This is a genomic window from Sulfitobacter aestuarii, from assembly GCF_042685005.1.
Classification (GTDB): domain Bacteria; phylum Pseudomonadota; class Alphaproteobacteria; order Rhodobacterales; family Rhodobacteraceae; genus Sulfitobacter; species Sulfitobacter aestuarii.
Genome location: NZ_JBHUMP010000016.1, coordinates 1 through 18698 on the forward strand (window position 1 = coordinate 1; position 18698 = coordinate 18698).

At 61.7% G+C, this 18698-nt stretch carries 22 protein-coding genes; 8 read left to right on the forward strand and 14 right to left on the reverse strand.

Going from position 1 to position 18698, the window contains the following annotated elements; genetic code table 11:
- Positions 1–457: 457 nt before the first annotated feature.
- Together ACFSUD_RS15550 and ACFSUD_RS15555 are read left to right on the forward strand one after the other, a co-directional pair.
- A complete protein-coding gene (locus tag ACFSUD_RS15550) occupies positions 458–778 on the forward strand; it encodes a hypothetical protein (protein ID WP_386375424.1) in 321 nt (106 codons plus the stop codon).
- Between the two features lie 147 nt (positions 779–925).
- Positions 926–1099, forward strand: a complete 174-nt coding sequence (locus ACFSUD_RS15555; protein WP_386375425.1) for a CsbD family protein — start codon at positions 926–928, stop codon at positions 1097–1099.
- Between the two features lie 126 nt (positions 1100–1225).
- Here ACFSUD_RS15555 and ACFSUD_RS15560 read toward each other — a convergent pair whose 3' ends face one another.
- Genes ACFSUD_RS15560 through ACFSUD_RS15570 form a run of 3 tightly spaced genes read right to left on the reverse strand, consistent with a single transcriptional unit; the run spans position 1226 to position 4414 of the window.
- On the reverse strand, positions 1226–2776 hold the full coding sequence (locus ACFSUD_RS15560) for a TRAP transporter large permease (RefSeq protein ID WP_386375426.1): 1551 nt from the start codon (positions 2774–2776) through the stop codon (positions 1226–1228).
- On the reverse strand, positions 2776–3270 hold the full coding sequence (locus ACFSUD_RS15565) for a TRAP transporter small permease subunit (RefSeq protein ID WP_386375427.1): 495 nt from the start codon (positions 3268–3270) through the stop codon (positions 2776–2778). Before ACFSUD_RS15565 ends, ACFSUD_RS15560 begins: the two co-directional genes overlap by 1 nt.
- Positions 3271–3328: 58 nt before the next feature.
- Positions 3329–4414 carry a TRAP transporter substrate-binding protein gene (locus tag ACFSUD_RS15570; protein WP_386375428.1) on the reverse strand — a complete coding sequence of 362 codons (1086 nt, stop codon included), beginning with the start codon at positions 4412–4414 and terminating at the stop codon, positions 3329–3331.
- Positions 4415–5046: 632 nt separating this feature from the next.
- Between ACFSUD_RS15570 and ACFSUD_RS15575 the strand changes: the two genes are divergently transcribed.
- From ACFSUD_RS15575 to ACFSUD_RS15585, 3 genes are read left to right on the forward strand one after another with little or no spacing between them, the layout of a single operon-like run.
- Positions 5047–6642 carry an FAD-dependent oxidoreductase gene (locus ACFSUD_RS15575; protein WP_386375429.1) on the forward strand — a complete coding sequence of 532 codons (1596 nt, stop codon included), beginning with the start codon at positions 5047–5049 and terminating at the stop codon, positions 6640–6642.
- A 9-nt stretch (positions 6643–6651) separates the two neighbouring features.
- Complete coding sequence (locus ACFSUD_RS15580) at positions 6652–6987, forward strand: hypothetical protein (RefSeq protein WP_386375430.1); 336 nt, start codon at positions 6652–6654, stop codon at positions 6985–6987.
- Positions 6984–7190: a hypothetical protein gene (locus tag ACFSUD_RS15585; RefSeq protein ID WP_386375431.1), complete on the forward strand. Its 207-nt coding sequence runs from the start codon at positions 6984–6986 to the stop codon at positions 7188–7190. Before ACFSUD_RS15580 ends, ACFSUD_RS15585 begins: the two co-directional genes overlap by 4 nt.
- A gap of 25 nt (positions 7191–7215) precedes the next feature.
- Here the strand turns inward: ACFSUD_RS15585 and ACFSUD_RS15590 are convergent, their stop codons facing one another.
- Genes ACFSUD_RS15590 through ACFSUD_RS15605 form a run of 4 tightly spaced genes read right to left on the reverse strand, consistent with a single transcriptional unit; the run spans position 7216 to position 10183 of the window.
- Positions 7216–8169 (reverse strand): OmpA family protein, encoded by a 954-nt coding sequence (locus tag ACFSUD_RS15590; RefSeq protein WP_386375432.1) that lies wholly within the window; start codon positions 8167–8169, stop codon positions 7216–7218.
- The gene (locus tag ACFSUD_RS15595; protein WP_386375433.1) at positions 8166–8735 is read right to left on the reverse strand and encodes a peroxidase-related enzyme; all 570 of its coding nucleotides are present in this window, start codon (positions 8733–8735) and stop codon (positions 8166–8168) included. The genes ACFSUD_RS15590 and ACFSUD_RS15595 overlap by 4 nt, the downstream gene beginning before the upstream one ends.
- Positions 8736–8747: 12 nt before the next feature.
- The gene (locus ACFSUD_RS15600) at positions 8748–9467 is read right to left on the reverse strand and encodes a GNAT family N-acetyltransferase (protein ID WP_386375434.1); all 720 of its coding nucleotides are present in this window, start codon (positions 9465–9467) and stop codon (positions 8748–8750) included.
- Positions 9464–10183 carry a competence/damage-inducible protein A gene (locus ACFSUD_RS15605; RefSeq protein WP_386375435.1) on the reverse strand — a complete coding sequence of 240 codons (720 nt, stop codon included), beginning with the start codon at positions 10181–10183 and terminating at the stop codon, positions 9464–9466. The genes ACFSUD_RS15600 and ACFSUD_RS15605 overlap by 4 nt, the downstream gene beginning before the upstream one ends.
- 47 nt (positions 10184–10230) lie before the next feature.
- On the opposite strand from ACFSUD_RS15605, the gene sfsA reads away from it, so the two are divergent.
- Both sfsA and map read left to right on the forward strand, forming a co-directional pair.
- On the forward strand, positions 10231–10938 hold the full coding sequence (gene sfsA / locus ACFSUD_RS15610) for a DNA/RNA nuclease SfsA (protein WP_386375436.1): 708 nt from the start codon (positions 10231–10233) through the stop codon (positions 10936–10938).
- A 51-nt stretch (positions 10939–10989) separates the two neighbouring features.
- Positions 10990–11820 carry a type I methionyl aminopeptidase gene (gene map, locus ACFSUD_RS15615; RefSeq protein ID WP_386375437.1) on the forward strand — a complete coding sequence of 277 codons (831 nt, stop codon included), beginning with the start codon at positions 10990–10992 and terminating at the stop codon, positions 11818–11820.
- A gap of 81 nt (positions 11821–11901) precedes the next feature.
- On the opposite strand, the gene ACFSUD_RS15620 is transcribed toward map, so the two are convergent.
- From ACFSUD_RS15620 to ACFSUD_RS15635, 4 genes are all read right to left on the reverse strand, one after another.
- Positions 11902–13308 (reverse strand): PepSY-associated TM helix domain-containing protein, encoded by a 1407-nt coding sequence (locus ACFSUD_RS15620; protein WP_386375438.1) that lies wholly within the window; start codon positions 13306–13308, stop codon positions 11902–11904.
- Positions 13309–13353: 45 nt separating this feature from the next.
- Positions 13354–13692, reverse strand: a complete 339-nt coding sequence (locus ACFSUD_RS15625; RefSeq protein WP_386375439.1) for a hypothetical protein — start codon at positions 13690–13692, stop codon at positions 13354–13356.
- 179 nt (positions 13693–13871) lie between these two features.
- Positions 13872–14435, reverse strand: a complete 564-nt coding sequence (rsmD, locus tag ACFSUD_RS15630) for a 16S rRNA (guanine(966)-N(2))-methyltransferase RsmD (protein WP_386375440.1) — start codon at positions 14433–14435, stop codon at positions 13872–13874.
- Positions 14432–15640 (reverse strand): NAD(P)/FAD-dependent oxidoreductase, encoded by a 1209-nt coding sequence (locus ACFSUD_RS15635; protein ID WP_386375441.1) that lies wholly within the window; start codon positions 15638–15640, stop codon positions 14432–14434. The genes rsmD and ACFSUD_RS15635 overlap by 4 nt, the downstream gene beginning before the upstream one ends.
- Before the next feature lie 89 nt (positions 15641–15729).
- Here ACFSUD_RS15635 and ACFSUD_RS15640 point away from each other — a divergent pair, with 89 nt between their 5' ends.
- On the forward strand, positions 15730–16218 hold the full coding sequence (locus ACFSUD_RS15640; protein ID WP_386375442.1) for a peroxiredoxin: 489 nt from the start codon (positions 15730–15732) through the stop codon (positions 16216–16218).
- 88 nt (positions 16219–16306) lie between these two features.
- On the opposite strand, the gene ACFSUD_RS15645 is transcribed toward ACFSUD_RS15640, so the two are convergent.
- The 3 genes from ACFSUD_RS15645 to ACFSUD_RS15655 are packed head-to-tail and all read right to left on the reverse strand — an operon-like array spanning position 16307 to position 18659.
- Positions 16307–17152, reverse strand: a complete 846-nt coding sequence (locus ACFSUD_RS15645) for a mechanosensitive ion channel family protein (RefSeq protein WP_386375443.1) — start codon at positions 17150–17152, stop codon at positions 16307–16309.
- Positions 17153–17166: 14 nt separating this feature from the next.
- On the reverse strand, positions 17167–17475 hold the full coding sequence (locus ACFSUD_RS15650) for a 4a-hydroxytetrahydrobiopterin dehydratase (RefSeq protein WP_386375444.1): 309 nt from the start codon (positions 17473–17475) through the stop codon (positions 17167–17169).
- Entirely contained in the window at positions 17472–18659 is a 1188-nt protein-coding gene (locus tag ACFSUD_RS15655; protein ID WP_386375445.1) for a GNAT family N-acetyltransferase, read from the reverse strand. The genes ACFSUD_RS15650 and ACFSUD_RS15655 overlap by 4 nt, the downstream gene beginning before the upstream one ends.
- Between the last annotated feature and the right edge of the window lie 39 nt (positions 18660–18698).

The window sequence follows — 18698 nt, forward strand, 5'->3', positions numbered from 1 at the left end:
CTTCGGGGTGGGCTTCTTCTGATCCATAGGGCTCATCCTTTGAGAGTTTTACTCTCCGGTAAACCCGGGGCGGTTCAAAACTACCTCGCGAAAGCTGCTCGCATCCCTCGCAAATCGCGGAATCTCCTCGGTCGGGTCGCAGCCGGTAGGGACATCGTCCCGTGGACATCTGATCCGAACCGGTGACATTGCCCGGATGATTGCGTTTCCACCAACCTGACCAATACGTCTGCACGCCCACTTTCGCCACGCCGCCAAGGGATGCCTTGGCGGCTTTCGTCGTATCTGATAGCTGGACTGCCGACCGGATTCGGCGTTTCAAAAAGCCAGTCGATGGCAGCCTCTATACGGCGTAGGTGATGCGCTAAATTGTGGGCAAATCGCGCAAGTCTTTGGGCGAACAGTACGCAAACTATTGGGCACTAACCGGCGATTTTCTTCAACGATCAAAAGCGGAATGCGCACGGTTACGCGGTGTCCTACATGTGGTGTCGTCATCCGCAAATCAACTGCCGATACCATCAGAGCAAACAGGGAGCGGTTCGGCGACAAGAAGACCCTGCGTGACCTTTGGGGTGTTTCACGCATCCAGTTGGATCTACTGTGTGAAGCCGGGTTGATGGCTTCCATCGAAATGACGGACCTCCCTGCTCTGGTGGATGCCAACCATGATCTGGAGGCCGCCCGCAAGTTGGTCGATCGGATCGCTGCAGACGCAAAGTCCGTTCACGGAAAGACAGGTAAGCGGCGGCTGGAGAGCACCGGGTTTTCAGCTTGACGGCTGGAAGTTCCAGGGCTCAAGCAAGGACGCGATGCGCCCCCGGGCGCGGCCGCCCTCGTCACCTAAATATTTTATCCAAGACCGAAGGCGGAACTCCTGATCGGCACGGTTGTTGATCCGTTGCACAAATCATGGAGTTTAGACATGGCTAACGAAGACCAGGCAAAAGGCAAGGCGAAGGATATCGGCGGCAAGGTCAAGGAAGAGGTCGGTGACGCGACCGATAACGAGGACCTCAAGCACGAAGGTCAGGCTGATCAGGTCGAAGGAAAAGTCCAGAAGGGTGTCGGCGACGCCAAGGACAAGCTGTCGGACTGACCACTGCCGGATACGGAAGCCAGTTTACCACCCCGCAGGAAGGCGTTCCTGCGGGGTTTTCTTTGGTCTTATCGAGGCGAGATATCGAGTTAAAAGGCATCGACCTGCCACGAACCATCCCGCCGTTCAGAAGATCACCTTCGGTAGCCAGGTCGCCAGTTCGGGCAGCAGCCAGATCAGCAGCACGCCAACGGCCTGCAGCCCGATGAAGGGCATGACGCCTGCATAAATCTGACCGGTGGTCACTTCCCTGGGCGCGGCGCCGCGTAGGTAGAAGAGGGAAAAACCGAAGGGCGGGGTCAGGAAGCTCGTCTGCAGATTGATCGCCATCAATATCCCGAGCCAGATCGGGTCATGCCCCATCAGGATCAGGGTCGGAGCGACGAGCGGCAGCACGATGACGGAGATCTCGACGAAATCGAGGAAGAAGCCCAGGATGAAGATGAAGACCATCGCGAAGATCAGCGCCCCTGTCGGGCCACCCGGCATGTCGGAGAGCAGCGCCGCGATGCGGTCTTCGCCGCCGAGGCCAATGAACACCAGCGAGAAGAAACCCGCCGCGAGGATCGTGGCGAAAATCATGGCGGTCATGGTCAGCGTGGAATCGATCGCCTCATGAATGATCCGCTCGCGCAGCGCCGCCCGCAGGGCCAGGACGATGGCCACCGCGCCGATCACCGCCATCAGGGCATAGAGCCCGCCGGTCATCAATTCGGCAGTAACCAGATCGCTGCGCTGCAGGCGGACCGGGAACATTCCGGCGAGGATACCGAGCGCAACCAAGGTGCCACCGCCGAACAGGATCAGGCGCGGGTTGAGCTGCAACCGTCGGCCCACGATCAGTAATGCGCCGACAGCACCGACCGATGCTGCTTCGGTTGGCGTGGCAATCCCCCCGAGGATCGCGCCCAGTACCGAGAAGATCAGCAGGACAGGCGGCACGATGGTCGCCAGGATTTCGGCGCGGTTCGGCTTGGCCATATCGATGGGCGCGGGTGGCATGTCCTGCGGGCGCAGGCGTCCGCGGATGATGATGTACAGGAGATAGAGTACGACCAGCATCAGCCCCGGGATGATCGCGGCCGCGAAGAACTGGCCGACCGAAAGCGCCTGAACGGAGAACTTTCCCTGTTCATATTGCGCCTGCTGATAGGCGTTGGACATCACGTCGGCGAGGATGATCAGCAGGGTCGAGGGCGGGATGATCTGCCCCAGTGTTCCGGCAGTGCAGACGATGCCGGAGGCGACACGCGGATCATAGCCTGAACGCAGCATGGTTGGCAGCGCGATCATGCCCATGGCAACCACGGTCGCGCCGACGATCCCGGTGGAGGCCGCCAGCAGCGCACCGACGAGGACGACCGATATCCCGAGCCCGCCGCGAAGCTGGCCGAAAGTGCGGCCCATCGTATCGAGCAGGTCTTCGGCGATCCGGCTCTTCTCGAGTATTGCCCCCATCAGCACGAAGAGCGGGATGGCGATCAGCACCTGGTTGGAAATGAGACCGAAGACACGCTGGCCGAGCGCGCCGAGCAGGCCGATATCCATCGCCCCAAGCATCCAGCCCAGATAGGCGAAGATCACGGCGACACCGGCGATGCTGAAAGACACCGGAAAGCCTGACAGGATCGCGACCATCAGGGCCCCGAACATGAGAACGTCGAGATATTCTGTCATCAACGGGTCTTCCAGAAAACGAGCCGCGCCAAGAGGGACAGCGATTGCAAAATGATGAGGATGCAGAAGGCGGGGATCAGCGTCTTCAGCAGGAAGACCGCCTCGATACCGCCGACGGAAATCGGCCCCTCGAGGATTCGCCATGAATTGCGCACCGAGGGCCAGGACCAGTAGAGCAGGACCACCATGGAGGGCAGCAGCAGGAAGAGATGGCCGAATATGTCGATGCGGCGCTGCGTGGCCGGGCTGGCCTTGGCATAGAAGACATCGACGCGGACATGTCTGTCCACCAACAGCGTATAGCCCGCCCCGAGCATGAACAGTGTCGCATGCATGTAGAGCACGCTCTCCTGCACCGCAATCGAGTTCACCCCGAACACATAGCGTCCGACGACAATGGCGAATTGCACCAGGACCATGAAGAGCGCCAGCCAGCGTATCAGCTTCGCGGTCACGCGGTTCAGTCCGTCGATGAAATCTGGGATGGCTTGCATCGGCCTCTCCTTGGCAAGGGTATGCCAACGCGCGGACGGGCCGCGCGTTGGCCGGGGCTCAGAAGCCGAGGACCGAGGCCCGGGCGTTCATCTGCCCGTTGTCGGAATAGGTCTTGTAACCGCCGACGAGATCGCGATAGGCCACGAAGCTTTCGGTGATCCGGACCACGAGTTCATCGTCGCTCTGACGCAGGTCGTCGATCACCTCGACCGCCGCGTCACCCATCGACGCGATCACATCGTCAGGCAGCTTGCGCACTTTGACATCATGCTCTTCGACGAGAGATTTCAGCGCCTGCGCATGTTTGGTGACATATTCGCTCCACACCTGGTTGTAGAGCCCTTCGCAGGCCGCGGCGACGACCTGCTGCAGGTCCTCGGGCAGATCGCTATAGGCTTGCGCATTGACCCCGCATTCCTCCGCCGAGGAAGGCTCGCCCACACCTGGCCAGTAGTAGTTCTTGGCGACCTGGTAATAGCCGAGCGCCGAATCCGTCCAGGGTCCGATAAACTCGCCGGCGTCGAGCGCGCCGGTCTGCAGCGCCTGGAACATGGCCGGGCCGCTCATGGCCTCGGCTGCCATGCCGAGCTTGGTGGCCATTTCGGAGGCAAGCCCGGTCGTGCGGAACTTGAGCCCCTTGAGGTCTTCGGCGGAGTTGATCTCATTGCGGAACCAGCCCGCCCATTGCGGCCCGGAGTTGCCGCACAGGAACGGCTTGATGCCGAAGCGCCCGTACATCTCATCGTAAAGCGCCTGACCGCCGCCTTGCACCATCCAGCCGAATTGCTCGTCCGCGGTCAGCCCGAAGGGCTGCGAACCGAACAGGAGGATGCCCTTCGACTTGGACCCCCAGTAGGCTGGAACAGCATGGTAAAGCTCTGCCGTCCCTTCGGAAACGGCGTCGAACACGCCGGGGCCAGGAACGATCTCACCGGCGGCGTAAAGTTTTACTTCGATACGGCCACCCGACAGCGTCGTGATCCGGTCCGCCAATGTCTGCGCGGCGACGCCCGGCCCGGGCAGGTTCTTCGGCCAGGCCGAGACCATTTTCCACTGGCGCTTGTCTTGCGCGATGGCCGGCGCGGCCAGTGAGGTCGCGGCGATGCCCACCGCACCCGCTGTCAGAAACTGTCTTCTTTCCATCCTGTCACTCTCCTTGTTGCATTCGTTGTGTCTTTGCGCAGACGGGTTCCGCCCACGCCACTGAAACTGGCACAATTATCGGGCCAGCGCCCGCATATCGCTTTCATCGGGGCGAATTTGAACCGATCCTTGCGCAGCCCGCCGTCGGAGCCTCACGTCATTGATCGGCTCCCGCCGGGAATTCCGCCGAAGTTTTTCAGGCATCGGCTTGCATCTGGGTGCGAGCCACCAGCAGAATGTTCCCGCTGAAAGGACACCTCCCGTGCAAACGGACTATAGATCGTTCCCATCCGGAAGTTGCGCGGCTACCCCATATTAAGCTCATGCTTTCGTCTATTATGTGTTGACATATAATGTCAACGAAGTCGGAAAAGCGTTGCGGTACCGGATCGGCGGGACGCGAAACTTGGAGCCGACAATTTGCTGCCAGCCTAGGGAAACCGCTCCCGAGCTCCTGTCCATGCGACAACGTCGACAGGGCAGCCACTGCAAAAGGCTTGATCGAATGAAAGATTGACGGCAGCATCGGAGCCGACGCGGCCCCTCGATTATTACCGGGTGCTGGCGCGAGTTATTGCATGGCTCTGTGAGCTGTCTGTGTTTCGGTGAACAGATTTTTTCAGGAAGCTGGTATGATTATAGACGCACGATCCTTGCCAGAAGGGGAAACCATAGACGTCGATCTCTGCATCGTCGGGGGAGGCCCGGCCGGGGTTACCCTGGCGCTGGAACTGGCGGGCACGCCGTTAAGAGTAGCCCTGATCGAGAGCGGGGATCTATTCTACGAGGACGATACACAGGAACTCTACGCCGGTCCCAATCTCGGGTTCCAATATGATCCGCTCGACGAGGCACGGCTGCGCTTCTTGGGTGGGTCATCAAATCACTGGAGCGGGCATTGCATGCGGCTCGCACGGGTCGATTTCGAGAAACGCGACTGGATGAAATGGTCCGGCTGGCCGATTGGCTATGACGACCTTGAGCCCTATTATGACCGTGCCCAGCCCTATTTCGAGCTGCATGAGGAACGCCCCTACGATATCGATTATTGGGCAAAACGGCTCGGCTATGATCTCCTCGATCTGGATCCGGATCTGCTCTCCAACGTCTCGATCAATTCCAGCCCCCCGACCGCATTCGGCTTCGTTTACGAAGATGCCCTGCGTCAGGCCGAAAACGTCACCGTCTATCTCAATGCGAATGTACTCGATATCGAGACCAATGCGGAAGCCTCGCACGTGACGGGGCTCGATATCGCCTGCATTGATGGCCCGCGACTACGGGCAGAGGCGCGCCGCTTTGTGCTCTGCATGGGGGGTATCGAGATCCCCCGACTGCTGCTCTTGTCCAATAAGGTGGCGCCGCGGGGGCTGGGCAATCAGAATGACCTTGTCGGCAGGTTCTTCGCGGATCATGCGGCGATCCGTCCAGCCATGCGGGTCCTGCTGAACAAATCGGGACCGGACCCGATATTCTACAACGAGCCCCACTGGTTGGACGACATCGGCGGTATGTTTCCGGCCGTCGTTTCCTCGGACGAGCTATTGCGTCGCGAGAAGATCGCCGGCTTCGTGTTTCATGTGTTTGCCGACACCTATTCGCCCGGCGAGCTTAGCCTGAGGAAGTTGATCCGAGGGGCGCTGCAGGGCGAAGATGTGCCCTATCTCTCCACGCAGGTTTCAAACGTGCTGACCGACATGGACGGGGCGCTCAATGGCGTGTGGCGCAAGGTCGGCGATCCTTCAGACACACTGATTGATCGGAACTGGGTCACGCCCTGGCTGGGCTTTGAATGCATACCCAATTATGACAGCACGGTTCACCTTGTCGACGAGACGGATCGTTTCGGGCAGCGTCGTATAGCGCTGGACTGGCAAGTGACCGAACAGGAGATGCACACCGTGAAACGGGCGACCGAGATCTTCTCCCGGGAGATTTCGCGCAAGGGCATCGGCAGGGTTTGGAGCGAAGTGCCGCGCGAGGACTACGATTGGCCATCCTATGTAGCCCGCGGCAAACATCACTGTGGCACGACACGCATGTCAGACGGGCCGAAGACGGGGGTGGTCAACGCGGATTGCCGCATTCACGGGATGGAGAATCTTTACATCAGCAGTTGCTCGGTTTTTCCCACCAATGGATACGCCACCCCGACGCTCACCATCGCCGCCCTGTCGATCCGTTTGGCTGATCTGTTCCGCGCCGAGGCGCGGGCGGGTCGTTTCTAGGAGGTTGAGATGAAACGACGTGATATTCTGCTTTCCGTGGCATCCCTCCCTGTCGCCAAGATGGCGATCGGCGCAACAACGTCGAACAGCTCTCTGAAAGATCTCGCAGCGATCGGTCGCGCAGCGCTTGCAGAAGGTGCCGTCCCTGCGGACGCTGCATCATTGGCCCGCGCGCTTGGCCTTGCATCTCCCAACCCTTCCAAACTCGCCGCGCACAGCTGGAACGGCCGCGTTGCCGGAGAACTGGCCGATGGAGACACGATATTTGTCGCCAACTGGTTCCTAAGCCGGACCGAAGTGCAGATCTGTGCGCTGCTGGCGATTGCCGAGGAACGGGTGGTATGATGCGGATCTGGCTCATCATCAGCTGCCTGCTGCTCTGGTTCGTGCTGCTGGTCTGGTTTGTGCCCGGCAGCCTCTACACGGGTACGTTTATCGGCATTCTCGTGGCGAGCATCTTTCTGGTTCGGCAGCGTCGGCGAAGCAATCGGAAAGCACGGAACGCCAAGGCGGAAAGCGCGCCGCTCCCCGGGGAGCCGTCGACCTGACGTCCTGATCAAAAACGCTGCCGCGCTATTCGTTGGCCAACAACAGCACCGCCTCGACCCGACGGTTCGCCTCGCGCCCGTCGGCCTCGAGATTGGAGGCCACCGGCGCAAGGTAGCCCATGCCTTCGGCATCGAGCCGGTCGGCAGCTATGCCATATTGCTCGATCAAACGTCGGCGCACCGCTTCGGCGCGACGTTTGGACAGGGCTATATTGGCAGCGAGACTGCCAACCGTATCGGTATGGCCGACCAGGGCAAGCCGCAGATCCGCGCGTTCCTTGAGCAAGTCGGCGAGCGCGGCGAGCCCGGCAAAGGGGCCCGCCCCGAGTTCGGAGGTGCCGGTGTCGAATTCCAGCCCTTTCAATACCAGATGGCCCCGCGCAAGCAGGCCCTCCGCCGCATCGTCCGAAGGCGCGGTTTCGGTCAGCACCGGGTCGCTTGCTTCGGCGACGGGGGCGCTGTCTGCGCCTGAAATATCACCTGCCTGGATGATCTGTACATAGGCCGACGTGGCTGAGGTGCTGGCCAGCAGGTTCACGACTTCCGCCGGGCTGCCGTCTGCCGCCCGGCGCAGCCCGGTCACCACATGATAGGAATTGATATCGACATACATATTCGGGCCCGGCAGCGTCTCCACCGCGAAGCGGAAATCGAAGCCGCCACATTCATCCGCCGCGCAATCCAGCAGGATCTCGAAATCCGCAGCCTGTAGCTGAGCACGCAGCGGGCGGATGGCCTGCAAGGGTGTCAGCCCGGGTGAGGCCAATCGCCATGCCGTCCTGCGCACCTCACCCTCCAGGCTGATCTTCTCGACCTTGCCATCTTCGAAAACCCCGACCGGGGCGGCATAGCGATCCGGCTCCGTGTTGCGGCTGACGTTCTGCCGGGCATTGCCGGGCAGGGTGAGATCCAAGGCCCCAGCGGGCCCAGCGAGGCTGGTGCAGAAGAGCGCCGCGAGCCCGGTGAACAGCCGTGTCATCGCGCCTGCGCGTGGTATTCGTCGTTGGGGCGCATGTCCGTGCCGCTGGCGACACGGTTGGTCATGTTGAAGAACCCGGCGACGCTGGCGATATCGAAAATGTCCCGGTCACTGAAGCCGACGTTGCGCAGCGCCTGACGGTCGGCCTCTTCGACGGCCGCGCTTTCGCGGGTGAGCTTGACGGCGAAATCCAGCATGGCGCGCTGTTTCGGATCGACCTTGGCGACCTTGTAGTTCATCACCAACGCTTCGCCCAATTGCGGATCGCCGGACAATTGCCGGACCGCCGCGCCATGGGCGACAAGACAATAGTAGCACTTGTTGACCGAAGACACCGCGACCGCGATCATCTCGCGTTCGAGCTTGCTCAACGCGGAATCGCCCAGCATCAGATCGTTGTACATTGCCGTGAAGGCATTCAGCTTGTCGATGTCGAACGCATAGGCACGCAGCACATTGGGCACCATGCCGAGCTTTTCCACACAGACGTCGAAATACTTCTGCGTTTCCCCGGGCAGCGGATCGACCATGGGCAGATCGAGGGCGGTAGGGTTGTCATCGGCCAAGGTGCGGCTCCTTCATTCAGGAATTCGACGATAGTGATAGCCGCCCGCAAGCTCGAAGCCCAGCGCGCGATAAAGCCCGTTGGCGGCGCGGTTCTCCGCAACGCAGAGCGCCGCCAGCCGCGTCGCGCCTTGCGCCTGCCCCCAGAAGGCGGCGCGGCGCATAATCCAGCGCGCCACCCCTTGTTGGCGTTGATGCGGCAGCACTTCGACGGCATGGACCATGCAGATATCCCCCTGCACGGCGGCGAAGGCCACTCCGGCGGGCTGTTCATTCCAGCGCGCCAGAATCCCGGTCTTGACCTCGGCGCGCGCCATCACCGCCAGCCGTTCGACGCCGATCCCGCCCTTGGCCCAAATCTCTTTCATGATCGCCAGCGGTTCCCAGATGCTGAAGGCGGTGACCCGCGGGATCGGCACGTCGGTGAGGTTCTCGATCGGCGCCTCGTAGATATGCGTCGGATCGACAATCTCATACCCTCTCGCCGCCAGCAGCGCGTCGAGCACGTCCTCGCCCTGCCGGATCATGAAGAGCGGTTGCTGGTTGAGGTCGCGCATCCCCGCTTCGGCATCGGCAATATCGGCCTCACTCACATCGCCTTCCGCCGTCGCGGCACAGACCCGCTGGCCACCCCCGTGCCCTTCGCGCAGCCGCCAAGGACCCTGAACCCAGCTCCGGGCGGCAGGCCATGTCCCGTCGATTGCCGTGTAAAGCCCGTCCAACGCCCTGCTCATTGGAATACCGCCTCGAGCCGGGCCAGTGCCGTGTCGATTTCGTCCTCGTCATTGCCGCGGATCACCACATGCGCGCCATAGATCCCGTCTTTCTGAAACGGGTAGGAGCCGATCGAGAGCATAGGATAATCCGCCGCCAGTTCGCCCAGCGGTCCGGCGATATCTCCCTCACCGCGTTCGATCCGCAGCGTCCGGCTGATCAGCGGCCTACCGCCGCTGAGCCCCGGCAAAACGCTTTCGACCATTGCCTGAAACACCGAAGGAACACCGGCCAGCACATGTACATTCTCGAGCCTGAAACCGGGGGCCGCCGAGACCGGGTTCGCGATCAGCTCGGCCCCGGCGGGGATCCGCGCCATGCGCAGCCGCGCCGGGTTGAGCTCGAGACCGGAGCGTTCGTAATGGGCCGCCAGAATCGCCCGGGCGTCGTCGCGCACGTCGATCTCGCGGTCGAAGGCGGCGGCAATGCAATCGGCGGTGATATCGTCATGGGTAGGCCCGATACCGCCGCTGGTGAAGACATGATCATAGGCGCGCGACAGGGCCTGAACCGCGGCTATGATGGCGCCATTCTCATCGCCGATCACCCGGACCTCCTTGAGATCCACCCCGATCTCGGTAAGCTTTCCGGCGAGGAAATGCATATTGGAATCTCGGGTGCGCCCGGACAATATCTCATCTCCGATGACCAGCATCGCGGCTCTGGGGTTGGGCATGGCGTCAATCCTTGAGAATGTCTGCCCTTCGGTATAGGGCCACCCCCATGCGCTTTCAAACCCAACTTGTCCCGGCGCGGCTGGTGAGGCGCTACAAACGCTTCCTTGCCGATTGTGTTCTGGAGGATTCCGGACGTGAGGTGACCGCCCATTGCGCCAATCCGGGCTCGATGCTGGGGCTCGCCGAACCGGGCATGCGGATCTGGCTCGAGCCCAATGACGATCCCAGGCGCAAGCTCGATTATGGCTGGCGACTGGTCGATCACGGGAACGGTCATTTCACCGGCGTCGATACCAGCCTGCCGAACCGGGCCTTGCGCGCCGCGCTTCTTGCACGTGAGATCCCGCAGCTGTCCTGTTATGGCAATGTCAGACCGGAAGTGAAATATGGCAACGGATCACGGATCGACTTCCTTCTGAGCGAGACAGGAATGCCCGACGCCTATGTCGAGGTCAAATCCGCCACCCTGAGCCGCCAGCCCGGACTGGCCGAATTTCCCGACAGCGTTACCGCGCGCGGCGCGCGGCATCTGAACGAACTGGCAGAGGTTTCAGCGCGAGGTCATCGGGCGGTATTGCTCTATCTCGTGCAGCGCAGCGATTGCACGCGCTTTTCTATGGCAGGGGACATCGACCCGACCTATGCCGCCGCCTGGGCAGACGCCCGGGCCGCCGGACTGGAAACCCTGGTGATCGGCACAGATATCAGCCCCGAAGCGGTGCGTCTCGGCGCGCCGCTTGCCCTGCTGGACTGAGCCCACTCTGGCCCTTGGCCGCGACCCGCGTTAGAGATGAGGAAACAAATGATGGAGATGCCGGTGAACGATCAGCACCGTGGCCGCCAGACCAAGGACGGCATTCGCATATACGACCCTTCGGACTTTGCCGGGATGCACGCGGCGGGCCGTCTCGCCGCGCAGATCCTCGACGAGATCGCGGAGCATGTCCTCGTCGGCCAGACCACCGGAGAGATCGACCGCATCATCGAAGAAAAGGTCAATGCAGCCGGTGCGAAATCCGCCACCATCGGCTACAAGGGCTACCGGCATGCGAGCTGCATCAGCGTCAATCACGTGGTCTGCCATGGCATCCCCGGCGACAAGAAGCTCAAGGATGGCGATATCCTCAACATCGACGTCACCGTGATCGTTGACGGCTGGTTCGGCGACACGTCGCGGATGTATGTGGCGGGCAAGCTGCCGCGCAAGGCGGAGCGGCTGATCAACGTGACCCATGATGCGTTGATGCGCGGCATCTCCGTGGTCAAGCCGGGAAACACCTTCGGCGACATCGGCCATGCGATCCAGAGCTTCGTCGAAGGCCACCGGATGAGCGTCGTCACCGATTTCTGCGGTCACGGGCTCGGGCGCGTATTCCACTCACCGCCCAACGTGCTGCACTACGGGCGTCCCGGCACCGGCGCGGTGCTGGAGCCGGGCATGTTCTTCACCATCGAACCGATGGTCAATCTCGGTCGCGCCGAGACCAAGACTCTCGCCGATGACTGGACCGCCGTGACCCGCGACAAATCCCTCTCGGCGCAGTTCGAACATTCGGTCGGGGTCACCGAAAACGGGGTGGAGATCTTCACCCTGTCCCCGTCCGACAGGTTTCATCCGACCTACGAGACCGACTGAGAGACAGGCCAAGTCGCCTTTGCAAAAGAACGCCGCGTTCCCTTAGGAGCGCGGCGTTTGCTTTTGTCGTGCCGTTCTGGCTCAGGTCAGCAGCCGCTTCAGCCCGGGCAGCCGCGACAACAACAGCAGATCCAGCGCCAGCACGACAATCAGCGTGAGACCCGCCATCGGAAAGGCCAGCGACATCGCCAGCCCGACGAGCACCGCGCCCTGCCACAAGGGCATATCCCGCGGCATCGGCGGCGCGGCGAGACGGCGCGCGGCGACCGGGCGGCGTTTCCACCACATCACCATGCCGCTGACGCAGAGCAGCAGTACCGACAGACAGACCGCACTGTTGGCCAGCACGCTCCACAGCCCCAGCGTGCCCATGTGCAACGCCGTGCCGAGAGCCATCAGCTTGGCCACCACCCCGTAATCGGCAAAGCGCACATCGGCGAGGATCTTGCCGGTGAACCGGTCCAGATGCACGGTCCGGTCGCTGGTCGGATCCGGGTCGTCATTGCTCATCGAATCGCGGCTCAGGGTCCAGACCCCCGCATCCCCGTCAGGCAGGTTAAGCTGATAACGCCCGTCAAAGCCGATCTCCCTTGCCAGCGCATCGACCGTGTCGATCGTGACCCGCGCGTTCTCTGAAATGCCCACAGAACCGGCGTCGCTCCCCGACGCAGGCATCTGAACCTGTTCGAGGGCCCATGGCACATCTTTCGGCCCGTGGTTCATCTTCGCATGGATGTCGTCGGAGAGCGGCACGTTCTCCCATTTCTCCGCCGGAAACTTGCTGAAGGCCTGTACGATCTTCTCGCCCCAGACGCCGGACCAGGCCAGCCCACTGAGCAGGAACATCACCAGGAACAGCGATACCCAGATCCCGATCACCCCATGCAGGGATTTCCACAGGCCACGGCCTCGCCCAAGTGTCGGCACTAATGCGGCACGCCAGCCGGTATCGCGCGGCCACCACAGGTAGAGGCCGGTCGCGACAAGCACCATGCCAAGGGACGCCGCGATCTCGATCATCCGATCCCCTGTCACTCCGATCATCAGGGTCCCGTGGATCTTCTCGGCCATGTCATACCACCCGGTCCGACGTGCGAAGCTGGCGAGCACCTCGGCCGTATAGGGATCGACGACGACCATATATGCCGCGCCGTCGAGATCGACGCGGAAGCTCGCTGCCATGTCGGCTGCGCGCGGCGCGATATATTGCTTCAGTTCACCGCCCGGCATCGAAGCGAGCGCCGCTTCAGCCTGGGTCGAAATCGCCAGCGTCTGCTCCTGCGGCACAACGGTGACATGTTCACCGTCCCGTCCACCGAGATAGGCGATCCACAGCATCGCGAGCCCGGTGAGGGCGAGCATGATGAAGAACGGAATGACATAGAGCCCGGCATAGAAATGCCAGCGCCAAGCGGCGAAATAGAACTTGTTGGATGGGCGCGCCGCATCTTCGCGATCAGGCACCATATTGGAGTCGGTGGACACCATAAGATATTCCTCTGACAGGAGTGGATTTGATAGGGATTTGTCGTGTCAGAGGAAGCGAGGCGGGCCGCGCGACAGGTTCTGGACCTGCATCCGGCGCATAACGCTCAATCTCGGCGATGGAGCCGGCTGCATATCCGGCAGGAGGGCGAGCACTGCGGCACTGAACGTCGGTGCGCCAAGCGGTGCCACGAGATGATGCACCGCCCATCCGCAGGCCGGTAATCCATGCTCGACCGGATTGCCCTGTGCATCAAGCGTGACTTCGACCATGCCTTCGCCGGTACAGAGCTCGACGGTGATCGTTCCGCCATGAGCCATCGGCATGACGCCGGGGGCAAAGCTTGCGAAAAAGACAAAAATTGCGAGATGCAGCGAGGCCAGCAAGTTCCGCCCAAGCACGCGTCCGCAGCCACTTTCGGCTTTCGCATCGGTGCGGGAACAGATTGGGTTACGGCGGCTCGGCATAGGCTGCCTTTAAGACCTTCGGTCGCGGGGCACCATAATCCAGTCGCGGGTTCGGAAGATTCCCGCCAACAGACACCGTCTCCCTTAGAAAAACTTCATCAGCCGCCTTCGGGAAGATGACTGAGCAGCGTCATGTGAGTGTCCCCGTATCTGCGCTGATCGATCCGCTCGAATCCCTCCGGCGCGTCCATCGCGCTGTCTTCCTCCCAGACGATCATCGCTCGGGGGGCGAGCCAGCCGCCGCGCCGCGCCGCTGTGAGGGCCGTCTGTCCGAGGGAGCGCCCATAGGGCGGGTCGAGAAACACCAGGTCGAATGCGGCCATCGGCCAGGCGCCGAGCCGCGTTGCATCGTTGCGCATCAGACGGGTCTCTTCCTCGACCCGCAGCTTGGCAATATTTTCGCCGATCAGTTTCTGCCCAACGCGCCCGTTCTCGACAAAACAGACCTCGCGCGCCCCGCGTGACAAAGCCTCAAGGCCGAGCGCCCCGGTGCCGGCAAAGAGATCGAGCACCCGCGCGCCATGTATCACATCGTGATGGGTCAACATGGAAAACAGGCTCTCGCGCACCCGGTCGGATGTCGGGCGCAGCTGCGCGCGCGCATCGCCCTTGCCAAGATGCGCCAGCGCGGTGCCGCGATATTTGCCCGCGATGATCCTCACGCTTTCAGCAGCGCCTTGAGGTCACTTGCCGGATCTTCGATCAACGCCGGATCGGGGGATTTGCCCGCCTCGATCAATCGCTTGCCGATCATGAACCCCCGCGGATCGTTCATCGCGTCCACCGCCAGCAATTCATCGCCCCGGTAATACCAGAAGGCAACGCTTTCCCCTTCGCCCTGCCGCGTGATCACCCGGTCATAGCCGAGGTTGAGACCGGCGATCTGCAGTTTGACGTCATATTGGTCGGACCAGAACCACGGCTTGGCAACATATTCCTTCTCCGCGCCCATAATGTTCTCGGCCACGCATTCGGCCTGATCGATGGCATTGGGCACGCTTTCGAGCCGGATCCGGCTATCTCGATAGGGAAAGGAGGTGCAATCCCCTGCAGCCCAGACATGATCCGCCGACGTCCGCCCCAGTGCATCTACCTTGATGCCGTTCTCGATGGCGATCCCGGCAGCGTCGGCGAGCGCTACACCGGGCGAAATTCCGACACCGACGATGACGAATTCCGCCGCGATCTCGCTGCCGTCCGAGAGTAGCGCACCGCTGACGGCACCCTCCCCGACCAGCCGCTCCAGCCCCACGCCCTCGCGAATGTCAACGCCATGACCCTCATGCAGATTGCGGAAGAAATTGCTGGTCTCCGGCGCCGCCACCCGCTGCAGGATGCGCTCGGCCATCTCCACCAATGTCACCTTCAGCCCGAGCTTGGCCGCGACCGAGGCCGCTTCGAGCCCGATATAGCCCCCACCGACGATCAGCACCCGTGCGCCTTCTCTAAAGCGCGGCGCCATTGCATCCACATCGGCCAGATCACGCACCACATATACGCCCTCCAGCGCCCCGCCCATCTTGGCGGGGAGGCGGCGCGGTACCGAGCCGGTGGTCAGCACCAGATCGTCATAGGCCAGCTCGTCCTTGTCGAGTATGATCCATTTGGCGACCGTGTCGATGCTCTGGACATGGCATCCCATCCGCAGCTCGATCTCCTGTTCGGCATAAAAGCTTTCGGGCCGCAGGAACAGCCGTTCCAGCGGCATATCTCCAAGCAGATAGGCTTTGGACAGCGGCGGACGCTGATAGGGCGGCACCGGCTCGGCGCCGATCAACGTGACCTTGCCCTCGAATCCGCCGTTACGCAGCTTCGCCACGCAGGACGACCCCGCCTGCCCAGCTCCGATCACCACCACATGCCGCATCGCCGCCCTCCCGAAATTTCTGGCCCCGTTCCGTTGCGGAGCCTATATCGGGGGCTGCGAGAATAGCAATCACATGAAAGGTCCAGCCGATGACGATATCCAAGGGAGACAGCCTGCCCGACGCGACGCTGGTGCAGATCGGCGCCGAGGGGCCGGAACCCGTTCAGTTGAACGATCGGCTCAAGGGCCGCAAGGTGGTGATCTTCGCGGTGCCCGGCGCCTTCACGCCGACCTGCCATTCCGCCCATGTACCGAGCTTCCTGCGCACCAAGGACGAGTTTGCAGCCAAAGGCGTCGACGAGATCATCTGCATATCCTGTAACGATCCCTTCGTGATGAAGGCCTGGGGCGATGCCACTGGCGCCAGTGCCGCCGGGATCACCATGCTCGCCGATGCGACGTCGGCGTTCACCAAGGCGATCGGCATGGAATTCGACGCCCCTCCGGCGGGATTGGTCGCGCGATCCAAGCGCTATGCGATGCTGGTCGAGGACGGCAAGGTCACGTTGTTCCAACCTGAAACCAGCGCCGGCGTATGCGAGGTATCGGGCGGTGAAAGCCTGCTCGCGAGCATGTAAGCGAACGGCAGGGCGTAATCTGGCGCCTTGCTATGACTGGGGGCGCGGCATATCGCCCCTTTGCAATCTGGACGTTTGAATAGGTCCGCTACTCCGCCGCGTTCAGGATCGTGCGCGTCGGGAACGGGATCTCGATATCGCCGTCATCCAGCGCCTCTTTGACCTTTCGGGTCATGTCGGCCTTGAAGGCAAAGTAATCCCCGGCGTTGCACCAGACCCGTACCAGGAAATCGACCGAGAAATCGCCGAGATTGGTAACTTGTATGAAGGGTTCCGGATCGGCATGGGCGCGTTCGTCGGCGAGGATCGTGTTGCGGATGATCTCTTCGGCCAACTCGAGATTAGCCCCATAGCCGACACCGAAGGTCCATTCGGCGCGTCTTGTCGGATTGACCGAATAATTAGTGATGACATTGCCCCAGACTTCCGAATTGGGCACGATCACCTGCACGTTGCTGAGATCGGCCAGTTCGGTGAAATTGAGATTAATCTGCTTCACCGTGCCCATCTGCCCCGCGACCTCGACGAAGTCGCCGATCTTGATCGGACGGAAGAAGATCAGCATCACCCCGGCGGCCACGTTCGACAGCGTCCCCTGAAGCGCCAGACCGATCGCCAGACCGGCCGCACCGATGATCGCCACGACCGAGGTGGTCTTGACCCCGAAAGTGTTGAGCACGAGGAGAACGGTGAAACCGATCACCACATAGCGGACGATCGAGGCGAGGAAATCGAACAGCATCTCGTCGAGATGCCGGTTGCGTCGGCCAAGGTTCTGCACCCGCGTCTGCAGCCAGCTTGAAATGATCCAGCCAAGCAGCAGGATCGCGATGGCGCCAAGCAGCGACCCGAAGGCAGAGGCGAGGAATTCAAGGGTTAGCAGATCGGCGAGGGTATTGCCCTGCCAGAGCTCGGTATTCAACAGATCTTGCATCGTTACTCCGTCAGTCAGTCGGTCTTCTCGCTCAACAACCCGTCCATCTTGCGTGCCAGCTTCGCATCGAGCGAACTTAGCCCGTCCACATCATGAGTGATCAGCGTCACGGTGACCTTGTTATAGACATTGTCCCATTCGGGATGATGCCCCCATTTCTCGGCCCAGATCGCAACCCGTGTCATCCAGCCGAAAGCATCGGCGAAATCATGAAACTTGAAGGTCTTGCGGATCGCATCGCGTCCTTCGACCATTTCCCAACCCGTGTCAAACAGCGGCTTGAGTACTGTCTTGCGGGTTTCATCGCTCAATCGTTCCATCATTGCTGTTCCTCGATATTGATCCGTTTGAAGGGGCCGTACTCCGTCAGCACGTTGATTTCCTCATCGACAGCGGCGCGTTCGGCCCGAAGATATTCGTCCACCGCCCTGGCAAAACCCGCGTCGCGCATGAAATGCAGCGACCAGGTTGGTGTCGGCAGGTAGCCGCGCGCCAGCTTGTGCTCGCCCTGTGCTCCGGCCTCCACGCTGGCAAGCCCGCGGGCGATGGCGAGGTCGATGGCGCGATAATAGCATAATTCGAAATGCAGGAAGGGATGATGCTCGACACAGCCCCAATAACGCCCGTAGAGCGCCTGGGCACCGATGAAGTTGAGCGCCCCGGCGATCCAACGGCCCTCACGCTCGGCCAGCACCAGAATGATGTCATCGCGCATGTTTTCCTGGGCGATATCAAAAAACTGCCGGGTCAGATAGGGCGAGCCCCATTTACGGGCGCCGGTGTCCTGATAGAAGGTCCAGAAGGCATCCCAATGTTCCGGTTCGATCTGATCGCCGGTGAAACTGTGGATGCTCCCGCCAAAGGAGTTGGCCTGTGCCCGTTCCTTCCGGATGTTCTTGCGTTTGCGCGAACTCAGGCTGTTCAGAAAATCGTCGAAATCCGCGTAATCTGCATTGCGCCAATGAAATTGCTGGCTCTTGCGGCGCAGCAATCCCATCTGCGCGCCCTGCTCGGCCTCTGCTTCGGTGCAGAAGGTGACATGAAGCGATGACAGGTCGTTGTTCTCGGTCAGCTGCACCGCACCCTGAAGCAGCGCGGCCACGCCGCTTTGCCCGAACCCCGGCCGGGCAAGCAGGCGCCGCCCGGTTGCCGGGGTATGGGGCACCGCGATCTGCAGTTTCGGATAATAGCGGCCCCCTGCCCTTTCATAGGCGTGGGCCCAGCTGTGATCGAAGATATACTCGCCCTGCGAATGCGATTTGGCATAGAGCGGTGCCACGGCGATGACCCGGCCATCGATCGCGGCGCTGAGATATTGCGGTTGCCAGCCGGTCCCGGGGCCGACGGAACCCGATTCCTCCAGAGCGCTGAGAAATCGGTAGGTCGTGAAAGGATCGCGCGGACGCCCGCCATCGACCGCTTCGGGACAGGCGCAGGCATCCCAATCGGCCTGGCCAATCTCTGCCAGCCGCGAGGCGACCCTGATTTCGATCTGCTGCGCGCTCATCTTCCGTCCTGCCTGTTCCCTGCATTATCTGTGGCCCAT

What these genes read in the sequence shown, in the direction of transcription:
- ACFSUD_RS15550 (WP_386375424.1), top strand. Translation starts at nt 458, where the DNA reads ATGCGCACGGTTACGCGGTGTCCTACATGTGGTGTCGTCATCCGCAAA.
- ACFSUD_RS15555 (WP_386375425.1), top strand. Translation starts at nt 926, where the DNA reads ATGGCTAACGAAGACCAGGCAAAAGGCAAGGCGAAGGATATCGGCGGC.
- ACFSUD_RS15560 (WP_386375426.1), bottom strand. Translation starts at nt 2,776, where the DNA reads ATGACAGAATATCTCGACGTTCTCATGTTCGGGGCCCTGATGGTCGCG.
- ACFSUD_RS15565 (WP_386375427.1), bottom strand. Translation starts at nt 3,270, where the DNA reads ATGCAAGCCATCCCAGATTTCATCGACGGACTGAACCGCGTGACCGCG.
- ACFSUD_RS15570 (WP_386375428.1), bottom strand. Translation starts at nt 4,414, where the DNA reads ATGGAAAGAAGACAGTTTCTGACAGCGGGTGCGGTGGGCATCGCCGCG.
- ACFSUD_RS15575 (WP_386375429.1), top strand. Translation starts at nt 5,047, where the DNA reads ATGATTATAGACGCACGATCCTTGCCAGAAGGGGAAACCATAGACGTC.
- ACFSUD_RS15580 (WP_386375430.1), top strand. Translation starts at nt 6,652, where the DNA reads ATGAAACGACGTGATATTCTGCTTTCCGTGGCATCCCTCCCTGTCGCC.
- ACFSUD_RS15585 (WP_386375431.1), top strand. Translation starts at nt 6,984, where the DNA reads ATGATGCGGATCTGGCTCATCATCAGCTGCCTGCTGCTCTGGTTCGTG.
- ACFSUD_RS15590 (WP_386375432.1), bottom strand. Translation starts at nt 8,169, where the DNA reads ATGACACGGCTGTTCACCGGGCTCGCGGCGCTCTTCTGCACCAGCCTC.
- ACFSUD_RS15600 (WP_386375434.1), bottom strand. Translation starts at nt 9,467, where the DNA reads ATGAGCAGGGCGTTGGACGGGCTTTACACGGCAATCGACGGGACATGG.
- ACFSUD_RS15605 (WP_386375435.1), bottom strand. Translation starts at nt 10,183, where the DNA reads ATGCCCAACCCCAGAGCCGCGATGCTGGTCATCGGAGATGAGATATTG.
- sfsA (WP_386375436.1), top strand. Translation starts at nt 10,231, where the DNA reads ATGCGCTTTCAAACCCAACTTGTCCCGGCGCGGCTGGTGAGGCGCTAC.
- map (WP_386375437.1), top strand. Translation starts at nt 10,990, where the DNA reads ATGGAGATGCCGGTGAACGATCAGCACCGTGGCCGCCAGACCAAGGAC.
- ACFSUD_RS15620 (WP_386375438.1), bottom strand. Translation starts at nt 13,308, where the DNA reads ATGGTGTCCACCGACTCCAATATGGTGCCTGATCGCGAAGATGCGGCG.
- ACFSUD_RS15635 (WP_386375441.1), bottom strand. Translation starts at nt 15,640, where the DNA reads ATGCGGCATGTGGTGGTGATCGGAGCTGGGCAGGCGGGGTCGTCCTGC.
- ACFSUD_RS15640 (WP_386375442.1), top strand. Translation starts at nt 15,730, where the DNA reads ATGACGATATCCAAGGGAGACAGCCTGCCCGACGCGACGCTGGTGCAG.
- ACFSUD_RS15645 (WP_386375443.1), bottom strand. Translation starts at nt 17,152, where the DNA reads ATGCAAGATCTGTTGAATACCGAGCTCTGGCAGGGCAATACCCTCGCC.
- ACFSUD_RS15650 (WP_386375444.1), bottom strand. Translation starts at nt 17,475, where the DNA reads ATGATGGAACGATTGAGCGATGAAACCCGCAAGACAGTACTCAAGCCG.
- ACFSUD_RS15655 (WP_386375445.1), bottom strand. Translation starts at nt 18,659, where the DNA reads ATGAGCGCGCAGCAGATCGAAATCAGGGTCGCCTCGCGGCTGGCAGAG.